A 13,410-nucleotide genomic window follows, 5' to 3' on the forward strand; every position below is an offset into this window, starting at 1 on the left:
GCACGACATGCTCAAGACCAGACTGGCCGCCGGGGTCACCGCGCTCGCCGCCACCGCGGGCATGGTGTTCGGCGCCGCACCCTCCGCGGCGGCCGCCGACTACCCCTACGCCGACATCGAGATGAGCCATCTCAAGTTCGGCGCGACCTACGTGACCGGCAGGGTCACCTTCTACAACCGGTCGGCGAGCGTCGTCGGCACCGGGCACTTCGTCGGCTGCCGCACGCTCTACGCCTGGGCGATCGACAAGCAGCCGGGTGACAAGGAGGTGGCGCTCGACGTCGGGAGCACCAGCCCCCAGTGCGACAAGGACCATCCCATCAACATCCCGCTGGAGGCGAACATCGCCGGTGGCGCCGACCGCGTGATCCTGGAGCTGCGCGACGGAGCAGGCAAGCCGTTCCCCACCAGGGTGTTCATGAGGTACGACCTGCGCTGACGCGGGCGACACGCTGATCAGTACTCTCCGAACAGGGAGGCTGATCAGCGTGTTGCGTCTGCTGGGCGAGGTGTCCGCGGGAGAGACGGACCTGGGGCCGCCCAAGCAGCGGTGCCTGCTGGCCGCACTGGCCGTGGACGCCGGCCAGGTCGTGCCGGTGGACCGGTTGCTCGACCGGGTCTGGGGAAACGACGTGCCCCGGCGTGGCCGGGAGACGTTGCACAGCTACCTCTCCCGGCTGCGGCAGGCGCTGGCGGGCGGCGAGGTGGGCATCGCACGCCGGTCGGGCGGGTACGTGCTGAGGGGACCGGTCGACCTGCACCGGTCGCGGGAGCTGTGCGCCGCAGGACGGGCGGAGTCCCCCGCGGAAGCGGCCCGGCTGTTCGCCGAGGCGCTGGAACTGTGGCGCGGCGAACCGCTGGCGGGGCTGTCCGGTGAGTGGGCCGCGGAGGAACGCGACCGGCTGGCGCAGGAGCGGCTCGCGGTGCTGCACGACCACGTGGACGCGCGGCTGCGGCTGGGGCACGGCGCCCAGCTGGTCGCGGAACTGGCGGCGCTGGCCGCCGAGCACCCCCTCGACGAACGGGTGGCGGGCCAGTACCTGACGGCGCTGCACCAGGCCGGGCGCACGGCGGACGCGCTGGAGCACTACCGGCTCGTGCGCGAACGACTGGTCGCCGAGCTCGGCGCGGATCCCGGTGCGGCGCTTCAGGATCTGCACACCCAGCTGCTCGCCGGAGCGCCCAAGGCCTCCAGGGCCGTGCCGCGTCAGCTGCCCGGCACGCCGACGCCGTTCGTGGGACGGCGCGCGGAGCTCGACCGGCTCGACGCGGCGGTGGCCGGGTCGACCGGCGCGGTGGTGATCTCGGCGATCGCGGGCGCGGGCGGCATCGGCAAGACGTGGCTCGCCCTGCACTGGGCGCACGAACGGTCCGATCGCTTCCCGGACGGCCAGCTGTTCGTCGACCTGCTCGGCTTCACCCCGGACAACGCCCCGCTGGACCCGGCGACGGTGCTGCGCGGGTTCCTCGACGCGCTGGGCGTCGCCGCCGAGCAGATCCCGGCCGAGCCGCACGCGCGAGAGGCGCTGTTCCGCAGCCTCGTCGCGGACCGCAGGATGCTGGTGCTGCTGGACAACGCGGCGACCGCCGACCAGGTCGTGCCGCTGCTGCCGGGCGGCCACGCGTGCACGGTGCTGGTGACGAGCCGCCGGGTGCTGAGCACGTTGATCGCCCGGCACGGCGCGGGCCACCTGGACCTGACGGTGCTGGGCGAGGCCGAGTCGAGAACCCTGCTGGAGCACCGCCTCGGCGCGGCACGCGTCGCCGCCGAACCGAACGCGGTGACCGCGCTGCTGGACTGGTGCCGCGGCTTCCCGCTGGCACTGGGGTTGCTGGCCGGTCGGGCGCTCACGAACCCCGGCCTCTCGCTGACCGGCCTGGCGGCGGAACTGCGCGAGTTCGGCGTGGACGCGTTGGACGACGACGACCCACTGGCCAGCCTGCCCGCCGTCATGGTCTCCTCGCACCGGGCGTTGTCCGAGGATCAGCAACGGGTCTTCGGCCTGCTCGCGATCGCACCGGGCCCGGACATCGGACTGCCGGCCGCCGCCAGCCTCGCCGGACTGACACCGGCCGCGACCACCCGCGTGCTCCGGGAGCTCCAGTTGGCGTCGTTGCTGTTCCAGGACTCACGCGGCCGCTATGCCATGCACGACCTCATCCGTGCCTACGCGGCCACGACCGAGGTCCACGACGAGACCGCGGTGCTGCGGGTGACCGACTTCTACCTGCACACCGCCCGCACCGCCGCCTATCTGGTGGACCCGCACCAGAGCAGGGTCGAGCTCGGACCACCCGCCACGGGAGCGTTGCCCGTCGAGTTTCCCGACTCCGCCGCCGCGGTGGCCTGGCTGGACTCGGAGTACGCCTGTCTCCAGGCTCTCCTGCACCAGGCCGCGGCAGAGCGACGGCACGAGGTCGTCTGGCAGATCGCGTGGACCCAGCGGATCTACGTCCACCGCCGAGGCACCTACCAGGAGGACCTGGAGATGTGGCGGTTGGCGGCCGAATCCTCCCGGCACCTGCCGGACGTGCGGAACCGGGTGCGCGCACACCTCCGCCTCGGCCGTGCCCACGTCAGGCTGGACCAGTTCGACGAGGCCGCCGACACCCTGCACCGAGCCCTGGCCCAGGCCCAGGAGCACGGCCTCGTCACGCAGATGAACGCGCACTTCGACCTGGCATGGATGTGGGAACGCCGGGGTGAAGAGCACCGGGCCCTGGACCACGCACGGCAGGCGCTCACCATCGCGCGGGACCACGACGAGAATCTCGTGGGCGAGGCGCTGAACCTGGTGGGGTGGCACGCCGCCCGCACCGGTGACTACGACATGGCCCGCTCGCACTGCGAGGAAGCGCTCGAGATCCACCGCGCCAACGACTACCCGCTCGGCATCGCGACCACGGTGGACAGCCTGGGGTACGTCGACCACTTCACCGGACGGCATCGCGAGGCGATCGCCCGGCACCGGCAGTCGATCACCATGCTGCGCGAACTCGGGTACCACGCCGAGGTCATCGCGGACGTGTTCGAGCACCTCGGACGCCCGCACGCGGCTCTTGGTGAACGAAAGCAGGCGCACGCGGCCTGGACCGAGGCCAGGGAGCTGTACCTGCGGCTGGACCGGACCGCGGATGCCGAGCGGATGAGCGAGTTGCTCGAACACCTCGGATGACATCGCGAACGACGACTTGGCCCGAAGAGCCTCTACCAGCAAGTTGAGCGCACTGTCGGCGCGCGATCAACTTGTCTCGTTGTCATAGGTCGGAGCACTGTACGGTACGTGCGGGCGCTGGGATTTCTAAACTTAATTTAGTATTTATTCTTGACGCGATCGAGTGGCCGAAGCATGCTTTGGCCACTCGACGACGAGAGGTACGGGTATGCCGAGAACCCTGCTGTCCGTGGCCACCATCGCCCTGGCGCTGCTGGCGCCCACGGCGGTCGCCGCCGCACCGTCCACCCCGGTCGAACACGCGGGTGTCGACCAAGGCGCGCCCACCTACTACGACTCGGGCATCGCACGCACTCCGTACATGGGGTGGAACTCCTACTTCGCCGTTGGCGCGGCGTCGGAGGAGAAGGTGCTCGGGGTGGCTGACCACCTCGTCAGCAGCGGCCTCGCGAAGGCCGGCTACGACATCGTCTGGATCGACGGCGGGTGGAACGCGAGCCCGCCGCGCGACGGCAAGGGTGCGCTCGTGCCCGACCCCGCGCGGTTCCCCTCCGGGTTCACCAAGCTGGTGGACACGTTGCACGCCAAGGGTTTGAAGGCGGGCATCTACACCGACGCCGGGGCGTGGGACGGCAAGAACTGCGCCGCCGGCAGTGGTGGCGGGTACTACGAGGCGGACGCGAAGCAGTTCGCCGGGTGGAAGTTCGACGCCATCAAGATCGACTTTCTGTGCGGCATCGCGCAGAACATGGACCCGGCCGTCGCCTTCACGCAGTTCTCCGCTGCCGTGCAGAAGGCCGGGCGCAAGATGATCCTCAACCTCTGCAACCCGGTCACCGACGAGTGGGGCGTGCCGCACCGCTGGGACCAGACCGCTTACGTGGCCTACACGTACGGGCCGCGCGTCGGTGACTCGTGGCGCACCAGCACGGACGTCGCGTTCGGCACGCCGTACGAGGGCATCTGGCGCGACGTGCTGCGCAACATGGATCGCAACCTCTACCGGCCCGGCGCGCAGGGGCCCGGTCACTACAACGACCCGGACTACCTGATCCCCATGCGCAAGACGGAACAGGGCACCTACGAGCTCAACGAGGAGGAGTCGACCTCTCAGCTCGTCATGTGGTCGGTGATGGCCTCGCCGCTGATCATCGGGTCGGACCCGCGCACGCTGCCGCCGTCGATGATCGAGACGCTGAAGAACCCCGAGATCATCGCGGTCGACCAGGACCCGCTGGCCATCCAGGGCGTGCGCGTCGCCGGTGCGAACAACGTCGACGTGTACAGCAAGGTGTTGTCCGGCAAGGGTGAGCGGGCCGTCGCGGTCCTCAACCGCAACGACCAGCCCGCCGAGTTCACGGTCAACCTCGCCGACACCGGCCTCGGCGGCAGTGTCTCCATCCGCGACCTGCGCGCCCGCGCCGACCGCGGCACGGCGACCGGCACCTACACCGTCACGGTTCCCGCGCACGGCACGGCGTTCCTCAAGCTGCGCGGTGAGACGGCTGTTCCCGGCACCGACGTCGGCGGCGAGACCTCGGCCAGCCCGGCCCTGATCCGCTGGGACGACAAGAACCTCGCCACGTTCGCGCGCGACAGGTCCGGACGCCTCACGCAGCGCTCGCTGGTCAACGGCGAGTGGCGCAACTGGGTCGTGCTCGGTGGCCCGCGCAACGGCCAGATCCTCGGCCAGCCGTCGGCGTTCGCGAGCCCGAACGGCCGGATCGACCTGTTCGTCCGCGGCACCGACAACGTGGCCTACCAACGGACTTTCGCGAACGGCAAGTGGGGCAACTGGACCTCGCTCGGCGGCACGCTGACCGACTCCGTGTCGGTGGCCTTCACCGGACCGGACAGCTGGAGCCTGTTCGGCCGCGGCGCCGACGGTCGCGTGTGGACGCGCGACAAGAACAACAGCACCTGGACGTCGGTCGGTTCCCCTGGCAACCAGCAGATCTACGGCAGGCCCTCCGCCGCGACGGTCGCGGCCGGCACGTTCGTCACGGTCCGGCTGCAGGACGACTCCGCCTGGTACCGCAGGCGCACCGCGAACGGCTGGTCCGCGTGGACCTCGCTGGGCGGCGTGATCAGCGGCAGCCCGACGGCGGTGGCCAACGGCGACCGGGTCAACGTCTTCGTCCGCGGCAGCGACTACACGTTGTGGCAGCAGGACCTCGTCGACGGCGCTGGCACCTGGTGGACCAAGCGCGACCAGTTCGTGAGCAACGCGCTGACCGGCGCGGTCGGCGGAGCGCCCGGCGCGAACGGATCGACCTGGGTCGCCGTGCGCGGTCCGGACAACGCCGTGCACGTGTCCAGCCTCGACGCCCGCTGATCAGCCCTCCCAACGGAGTTCAACGATGACCTCACGTCGCAACTTCCTGAAGGCCTCCGGTGCGCTGGGCCTCGGCGCACTCGTCCTGCCGACCTTCTCCGCCCACGCCGAGCCCTACCGGCCCACGTCCAACCCGCTCACCTCCACCCCGACCACGCTCTGGTACCCCGCTCCCGCCGACGAGGCGAAGATCATCGAGCAGGGTCTGCCGATCGGCAACGGCCGCCTCGGCGCGCTCGTCGGCGGCGGCGTCGAGAAGGACTTCCTGTACCTGACCGACGTCACCCTGTGGACCGGCGAGCTCAACGACACCTTGGAGGGTGACGGCCAGCTGCCGTACGACTCGCGCTTCGGCACGTTCTCCATGCTGGCCAAGCTCTACGTCGAGATGCCGGGCCACGCGGGCGCCACGAACTACCGTCGCGAGCTCGACCTGAGCAACGGCCTCGTCACCACGAAGTACACCCACGGCGGCAAGCAGTACCGGCGCGAGATCTTCTCCAGCCACCCGGACGACGTGGTGGTCGTCCGGCTCGTCGGCCCGAACCAGTCCGGCACGATCACGCTCACCGGCGCGCACGGCGAGCCGACCGTCGGCGACGCGCCGCACACCGCGGCCGTCTTCACCGGCTCGTTCCCGAACAAGCTGGCGTACAGCAGTGTCGTGACGGCGTTCAGTCCTGATGGGACGGTCGGGGTGGACGGTGCGAACCTGTCGTTCTCCGGCTGTTCCGACCTGGTGATCGTGTTCTCCGGCGGCACGAACTACGTCCCGGACGCGTCTGCCGGCTTCATGGACCCGCTGGTGGAACCGGCGAAGCTCGCGCTGCAGAAGGCCGGCGTGCGCGCCAAGGCCGATGCCCTGCTGCGCACGCACGTCGCCGACTACCGCAAGAAGTACGACCGGCAGAAGGTCGACCTCGGCCGTTCCACCGACGCTCAGCGCGCGATGGACACGTGGACCCGTTTGCAGGCAAGGGCTTCCGGGACCACGCCCGACCCGGAGCTGGAGGCGAGCTACCTCCAGTTCGGCCGCTACCTCGCCATCACGGGGTCGCGCGACAACCTGCCGATCAACCTGCAGGGCCTGTGGCTGTCGAACAACAACCCCGACTGGTACAGCGACTACCACACCGACATCAACATCCAGATGAACTACTGGCTCGCGGACCGGGCCGCGTTGCCGGACACGTTCGACGCGCTCGCGAACTACTGCGTGGCGCAGCTGCCGGCGTGGACGAACACCACGCAGTCGGTGTACCAGGACGAGCGCAACCGGTTCCGCAACACCAACAACCGCGTGGCCGGGTGGGCGGTCGCCTTCTCCACCAACATCTACGGCGGCAGCGGCTGGTGGTGGCACCCCGGTGGCAACGCGTGGCTGTGCATGTCGTTGTTCGAGCACTACGAGTACACCCTCGACCGCGACTACCTGGCCAAGATCTACCCGTTGCTCAAGGGTGCCTGCGAGTTCTGGGAAGCACGCCTGGTCGAGACGCCACAGGGCCTGGTGGACGACCACGACTGGTCGCCGGAGCACGGCCCGCAGGACACCCGCGGCAACACCTACAACCAGGAACTGGTGCACAACCTGTTCGGCAAGTACCGGATCGCGACCGACGTGCTGCGCCGCGACCAGGCGTACGGCCGCAAGATGTCGGGGTTGCGGGACCGGCTGTACCTCCCGGTGGTCAGCCCGAAGACCGGCATGCTGCAGGAGTGGATGTCGCCGGACGACCTCGGCGAGACCACGCACCGGCACCTGTCGCCGCTCGTCGGCTTCTTCCCCGGTGACCGCATCAACCACGACGACTCCCCCGCCGCGCTGATCGAGGGAGTGAAGCAGCACCTGATCACCCGCGGCATGGAGAGCTTCGGCTGGGGCCTCGCGTGGCGGGCGGCGTGCTGGGCGCGGCTCAAGGACGCCGACAGGGCGTACGAGTTGGTGCAGAAGGTGATCCGGCCGTCGATCGACCACGCGAACGGCACGGCGCCGAACTTCTTCGACATGTACAGCTTCGGCGACCGTTCGATCTTCCAGATCGACGCGAACCTCGGCGCTCCGGCGGCCATGCTGGAGATGCTGCTGTACGCGCGGCCGGGCGTGATCGAACTGCTGCCTGCGCTGCCACCGGCGTGGAAGACCGGCTCGGTCACCGGAATCGGTGCCCGCGGCGGCTTCTCGGTCGACCTGGCGTGGAAGGACGGCAAGGTCACCAGCGTGACCGTGCGCAGCGTCGGCGGCACCGAGACCGAGGTCCGCTCCGGCAAGTGGAAGAAGCGGATCAACCTGCGCAAGGGGCAGTCGGTCACGCTTCACCCGTGATACCGCCGGTTCGTGGTCACCAGTTGCCCAAGATCGGCTGGTGACCACGAACCCCGCCGTGGTCGCGTTCGGCTTGTGCTCACCGATCCCCAGCGCCGGACGTGGGGTGTGGTGCCCTCACGTTCCGCGCTGTCCTTAAAGCGCGGCCGTCGAGTCCCGCACGACCAACGTCGTCGCCAGCTCTATGTGCAACGCCTCGGGCTCGTGCCCGTCCAGCATCCGCATCAACTGCGTGACCGCGATGCTTCCCATCTCCTGCAACGGTTGCCGCACGGTCGTCAGCCGGGGGTTGGTCGCCTCGGCCAGGTCGATGTCGTCGAACCCGGCCACCGACAGGTCCTCCGGCACGCGCAGGCCTCGTTCCCGCGCGGCCTGCAACGTGCCGACGGCGACCTTGTCGTTGAAGCAGACGATCGCGGTAGGGCGGGGTTCCAGGTCCAGCAGTTCCGCGGCGGCACGCGCACCATGCGCGACAGTGGGTTCCACGTGCCGCAGTCGATCCGGTGTGAGCAGAACGCCCGCCTTGGCGAGGGACGCCCGGTGGCCGGCCAGGCGCGCGTCGCCCGCGAGCCACTCCTCCGGTCCGGCGATCACGGCGATGTCGCGGTGCCCGAGCCCGATGAGGTGGTCGGCCACGGCACGCGCTCCCGCGAAGTGGGCGGCCGACACGGAGGCGATGTCGGGCAACGGGAGGATGCGCGGGTCGACCACGACGAACGGGTGTCCCGCGCGGGACAACGCCACCAGCTCGGCGCTCTCCTCCGGCGGCAGGATGAGGATCGCGCCGTCGACGTCGGCCTGGCCGGTCAGACCGCGCAACGCGGCGCTGTGCTGACCTGACTCCCCCGCGTCCAGCAGCATGCGCAGGCCGTGCAGCTTCAACGCCTCGGCGATCGAGGAGACGATCAGCCCGAAGTAGTCGGTGAGGACGTACGGGCAGCGGACGTAGACCGTGCGCGTCCTCGACGCCACCACGTCCTGCTTGCGCCGTTCAACGGCTTGCAGGACCAGGTCACGGGTGCGCTGAGCGACGTTCACATGATCGTTGAGCACGCGGGAGACGGTCGCGATCGAGACACCGGTCTCCGCCGCGATGTCCCGCAGACTCGCACGCTGTTTCACGTTCTCGATCTTGCGTTCCACCTGGTCAATGTACCGGAAATCATCCAGACCATTGACCCTCGACACGACCGGGTGTTTCATCCTGAAAGCTGATGTTTCACAGTGATGAATGGGTGTTACATGAGACGTACCGCGATCGTCGCCCTCGTGGTCGGCCTGACCGCCGTGCCCACCGCCGAAGCGTCCAGCGCGCCCCAGGTCCGGGTGTGGGTGACCACGCCGGACCGCGCGGAGCTGATGCACGAACGCCCGCGCGTCACGTTCGGCACCAGCGAGTCGGCGCACCCGACGATCGTGGTCGACCCCGACCGCCGCTACCAGGAGATCGACGGCTTCGGCGCCTCGATCACCGACTCCTCCGCCGAGTTGCTCGCGGGCCTGCCCCCTGCCGCCCGCGCCGACACGATGCGCAAGCTCTTCGACCCCACCAGCGGCATCGGCGTGAGCTTCCTGCGCCAGCCCGTCGGCTCGTCCGACTTCACGGCGGCGAAGGAGCACTACACCTACGACGACGTGCCGGCCGGGCAGACCGACTTCCCGCTCAGGAACTTCAGCGTCCGGCACGACGAGGCGAAGATCCTTCCGTTGCTGCGCGAGGCGAAGCGCCTCAACCCGCGCCTGAAGATCATGGCCACGCCGTGGAGCCCGCCGGCGTGGATGAAGGACAACGACTCGCTCGTCGGCGGCAAGCTCAAGGACGACCCGAAGGTCTACGACGCCTACGCGCGGTACCTCGTGAAGTTCGTGCAGGCCTACGCGAGGGCCGGGGTGCCGGTCGACTTCCTGTCCGTGCAGAACGAGCCGCAGAACCGCAAGCCGGACGCCTACCCCGGCACGGACATGCCCGTCGCGGCGCAGATCAAGGTGATCGAGGCGCTCGGCCCGAAGCTCAGGACGGCCAGCCCGCGCACCAAGATCCTGGGCTACGACCACAACTGGGCCACGCACCCCAACGACGGCACGGCGGAGGCCGACTACCCGTACCAGATCCTCAACAGCAAGGCCGCGAAGTGGCTCGCGGGCACGGCGTACCACTGCTACTACGGCGACCCGAGCGCGCAGACCGCGTTGCGCGACGCCTTCCCGGACAAGGGGATCTGGTTCACCGAGTGCTCGGGCTCCAAGGGCGCCACCGACCCGCCCGCCAAGGTCTTCAGCGACACCCTGCGCTGGCACGCCCGCAACGTCGTCCTCGGCACCACCCGCAACTGGGCCCGCAGCGCGGTCAACTGGAACATCGCGCTGGACAGCACCGGGGGCCCGCACAACGGCGGTTGTGGCACGTGCACCGGCCTCGTCACCGTGCAGCCGGGCGGTTCCGTGGTCACCGACGCCGAGTACTACACGATCGGCCACCTCTCGAAGTTCGTGAAGCCCGGCGCGCGCCGCATCGCCAGCACGTCGTTCGGCACGACCGGCTGGAACGGCCAGATCATGGACGCCGCGTTCCGCAACCCGGACGGCTCCACGGCTCTGGTGGTGCACAACGAGAACGACGACCCGCGCACGTTCGCGGTCAACGCCGGCGACCGCACCTTCGAGTACACCCTGCCCGGCGGCGCGCTGGCGACGTTCACCTGGACAACCCAGCACAGGAGCAAGCTCGACCTGGTGCCGCTGACCGGCGCCACCGCGTCCCCTGACGGCGCGCTCGCGATCGACGACGACGCGTCGACCCGCTGGTCCAACGGCGGGGCCCAGGCTCCCGGCCAGTACCTGCAGGTCGATCTGGGACGCCGCAAGGACTTCCGCCGCGTCGCGGTCGACTCCGGCGGCAACCTCGGCGACTACGCCCGGACCTGGGAGCTCTCGGTCAGCGACAACGGCACGTCCTGGCGCGCGATCGCTTCAGGCGCGGGCGTCGGCCAGCTGACGAACATCGACGTCCGCCGCACGAGCGCGCGCTACGTCCGCATCACGTCCACCGGTACCGCGAGCAACTGGTGGAGCATCGCCGATTTCCGTTTGTACAACTGAACAACCGCTGTCGGGCGCCCAAACCCCTGCAAGGAGCGCTTAATGTCAAAGACGACACAACGCTGGCGCGGCATGGCGATCGCGGCAGCCGTGGTCACGGCGGGGAGCACCCTGGTCTCCCCCTCCGCCACCGCGGCGACCAACGCGAGCGTGTGGCTGACCACCGGTGACAAGGCGAACGCCCTGACCAAACAGGCGGACGTGATGTTCGGCTCGGGTGGCACCGGGTCGACGATCACCGTGAACCCGAACTCGACCTACCAGTCGATGGTGGGCTTCGGCGCGTCGTTCACGGACGCGGCGGCGTGGAACATCTTCAACTCGCCGCGCCGCAACGAGATCATGAACAACCTGTTCAACAAGAGCACCGGCATCGGCATGAGCTTCCTTCGCCAGCCGATCGGCGCGTCCGACTTCTCGCGGAACTTCTACACCTACAACGACGGCGCGGCGGACCCGACGCTGTCGCGGTTCTCCACCGCGCACGACAACGCCTACATCCTGCCGCTGCTGCAGCAGGCCAAGCAGCTCAACCCGCAGGTCGCCGTGATGGCCACGCCGTGGAGCGCGCCCGCGTGGATGAAGAACAACAACAGCCTCATCCAGGGCCAGCTCAACGACAGCCGCATCGGCGTCTACGCGGACTACCTGGTGAAGTTCGCGCAGGCGTACAAGGCCGCGGGCATCCCGATCGACTACCTGAGCGTGCAGAACGAGCCGAACTTCGAACCACCGGGCTACCCCGGCATGAGGATGTCGGCGCAGCAGCAGGTCAACGTCATCAACACCCTGGTGCCGAAGCTGCGCGCGGCCGGCGAGCAGGCGCGTCTGCTGGGCTACGACCACAACTGGGACGACACGACCTACCCGCAGACCGTGAACAACGGCGCGGGCGCCAACGTGATCGGCTCCGCGTGGCACTGCTACGGCGGCAACCCGGGCGGCCAGTCCGTCGTGAAGAACAACCAGCCCGGCAAGGACATCTTCTTCACCGAGTGCTCCGGCACGAAGTCCGGTGACGACGCGGCGACGTTCCGCGACACGTTGCGCTGGCAGGGCATCAACCTGGCGATAGGCGCCACGCGCAACCACGCGCGGTCCGTCGCGATCTGGAACATGGCGCTGGACCAGAACAACGGCCCCGTGATCGGCAGCTGCACCAACTGCACCGGCGTGGTCACGACCAGTGGCGGCAACGTCACGTACAACGCCGAGTACTATGTCCTCGGTCACCTGTCGAAGTTCGTGCAGCCCGGCGCGGTCCGCATCGACTCGACCGGCTTCGGCGAGGGCGGCGTGCAGAACGTCGCGTTCCGCAACCCGAACGGTCAGATCGTGCTCGTCGCGCTGAACTCGGGCGGCCAGCAGAACTTCCGCGTCTCCTACGCCGGCCAGACGTTCGGCTACACCCTGCCGGCCGGCGCGATGGCGACGTTCACGTGGCCCGGCACGCTCGACCCCGGCCAGCCCGGCGGCCGCACCGGCGCCATCACGGGCCTGGGCGGCAAGTGCCTCGACGTCACCAACGGTTCGACCACGAACGGCACCCTGCCGCAACTGTGGTCGTGCTTCGGCGGCCCGAACCAGACGTGGACCCTGGGCACCGACGGCACGGTGCGCGGCCTGGGCAAGTGCCTGGACGTGACCGGCAACGGCACCGCGGACGGCGCGACGGTCCAGTTGTGGGACTGCTTCGCCGGACCGAACCAGCGTTGGACCGCTTCCAACGGAACGCTGGTGAACGCCGGCAGCAACAAGTGCCTCGACGTCACAGGCAACAACACGGCGGACGGCGCGAAGCTGCAGATCTGGTCCTGCACGGGTGGCGCGAACCAGCGGTGGACCGTGCCCGCGTAGGGGAGGACGCTTGAGGTCGTGCCGCTCGGGTAACCGGGCGGCATGACCGATCCGCTCAATCCCGAAGCCCCCCACTCCCCCGGCACGCCCAGCCTCGACGATCTCGACGTCGAGGAACCCGAGGTGCCGCAGGAGAAGACCGACGACCCGAGCGAACCGCCGGACTGACGAGCCGGGTCAGGACAGCAGGCAACCGCGCTGCGCCGGCACGAAGGCCGCGAAGTCGCGGTTCGCCCGCTTCTGCTCCTTGTGCACCAGGCCGTTGACCCAGCGGACCACCTCGGCGGGCGCGGGCCGCGGGTCCCCACCCAGCCGCGCGACGTCCACGAGGTCCCCGAGCCGGTCCTCGACGGCGACCGACCATCCGTTCAGCTCGTTCCAGACCAGGGCGACGTAGTGGCCGGGGAAGTCCGGCAAACGCCCGTCCAGCGCCACGTAGGCGCCGGCCAGCGGCTCCGCGTCGACGCACGAGCTGTCGCCGCGCAGTCCGAGCCCTGTCACGATCTCGCTGACGTAGCTCCGCACCTCGCGGGCTACCGAATCGTCGAAGTCGATGTCGAAGTCGATCTCGGACTCCATGGTCATGACGCGCGGATACCCCTGCGGGGTGTCGTCGA

9 protein-coding genes are annotated in these 13,410 nt (G+C 69.4%); 7 read left to right on the forward strand and 2 right to left on the reverse strand.

Annotated features, from left to right (window positions below; translation table 11 throughout):
- Positions 1 to 7 precede the first annotated feature (7 nt).
- The 4 genes from SK854_RS36470 (at position 8) to SK854_RS36485 (ending at position 7,837) form a co-directional block, all read left to right on the forward strand.
- Positions 8 to 439 (forward strand): hypothetical protein, encoded by a 432-nt coding sequence (locus SK854_RS36470; protein WP_319979695.1) that lies wholly within the window; start codon positions 8 to 10, stop codon positions 437 to 439.
- A 49-nt stretch (positions 440 to 488) separates the two neighbouring features.
- Positions 489 to 3,176, forward strand: a complete 2,688-nt coding sequence (locus SK854_RS36475; protein WP_319979696.1) for an AfsR/SARP family transcriptional regulator — start codon at positions 489 to 491, stop codon at positions 3,174 to 3,176.
- A gap of 208 nt (positions 3,177 to 3,384) precedes the next feature.
- On the forward strand, positions 3,385 to 5,511 hold the full coding sequence (locus tag SK854_RS36480; protein WP_319979697.1) for a hypothetical protein: 2,127 nt from the start codon (positions 3,385 to 3,387) through the stop codon (positions 5,509 to 5,511).
- Between the two features lie 25 nt (positions 5,512 to 5,536).
- Positions 5,537 to 7,837 carry a glycosyl hydrolase family 95 catalytic domain-containing protein gene (locus SK854_RS36485; RefSeq protein WP_319979698.1) on the forward strand — a complete coding sequence of 767 codons (2,301 nt, stop codon included), beginning with the start codon at positions 5,537 to 5,539 and terminating at the stop codon, positions 7,835 to 7,837.
- A 135-nt stretch (positions 7,838 to 7,972) separates the two neighbouring features.
- Here SK854_RS36485 and SK854_RS36490 read toward each other — a convergent pair whose 3' ends face one another.
- On the reverse strand, positions 7,973 to 8,980 hold the full coding sequence (locus tag SK854_RS36490) for a LacI family DNA-binding transcriptional regulator (RefSeq protein WP_319979699.1): 1,008 nt from the start codon (positions 8,978 to 8,980) through the stop codon (positions 7,973 to 7,975).
- Positions 8,981 to 9,079: 99 nt separating this feature from the next.
- Here SK854_RS36490 and SK854_RS36495 point away from each other — a divergent pair, with 99 nt between their 5' ends.
- The 3 genes from SK854_RS36495 to SK854_RS36505 are packed head-to-tail and all read left to right on the forward strand — an operon-like array spanning position 9,080 to position 12,961.
- The gene (locus SK854_RS36495; protein ID WP_319979700.1) at positions 9,080 to 10,936 is read left to right on the forward strand and encodes a discoidin domain-containing protein; all 1,857 of its coding nucleotides are present in this window, start codon (positions 9,080 to 9,082) and stop codon (positions 10,934 to 10,936) included.
- 42 nt (positions 10,937 to 10,978) lie between these two features.
- Complete coding sequence (locus SK854_RS36500) at positions 10,979 to 12,793, forward strand: ricin-type beta-trefoil lectin domain protein (RefSeq protein ID WP_319979701.1); 1,815 nt, start codon at positions 10,979 to 10,981, stop codon at positions 12,791 to 12,793.
- Between the two features lie 42 nt (positions 12,794 to 12,835).
- Positions 12,836 to 12,961 carry a hypothetical protein gene (locus SK854_RS36505; protein WP_319979702.1) on the forward strand — a complete coding sequence of 42 codons (126 nt, stop codon included), beginning with the start codon at positions 12,836 to 12,838 and terminating at the stop codon, positions 12,959 to 12,961.
- Positions 12,962 to 12,970: 9 nt separating this feature from the next.
- Here the strand turns inward: SK854_RS36505 and SK854_RS36510 are convergent, their stop codons facing one another.
- Positions 12,971 to 13,378 carry a DUF6292 family protein gene (locus SK854_RS36510; RefSeq protein ID WP_319979703.1) on the reverse strand — a complete coding sequence of 136 codons (408 nt, stop codon included), beginning with the start codon at positions 13,376 to 13,378 and terminating at the stop codon, positions 12,971 to 12,973.
- Positions 13,379 to 13,410 lie beyond the last annotated feature (32 nt).

It is taken from the genome of Lentzea sokolovensis, from assembly GCF_033949975.1.
Lineage (GTDB): Bacteria > Actinomycetota > Actinomycetes > Mycobacteriales > Pseudonocardiaceae > Lentzea > Lentzea sokolovensis.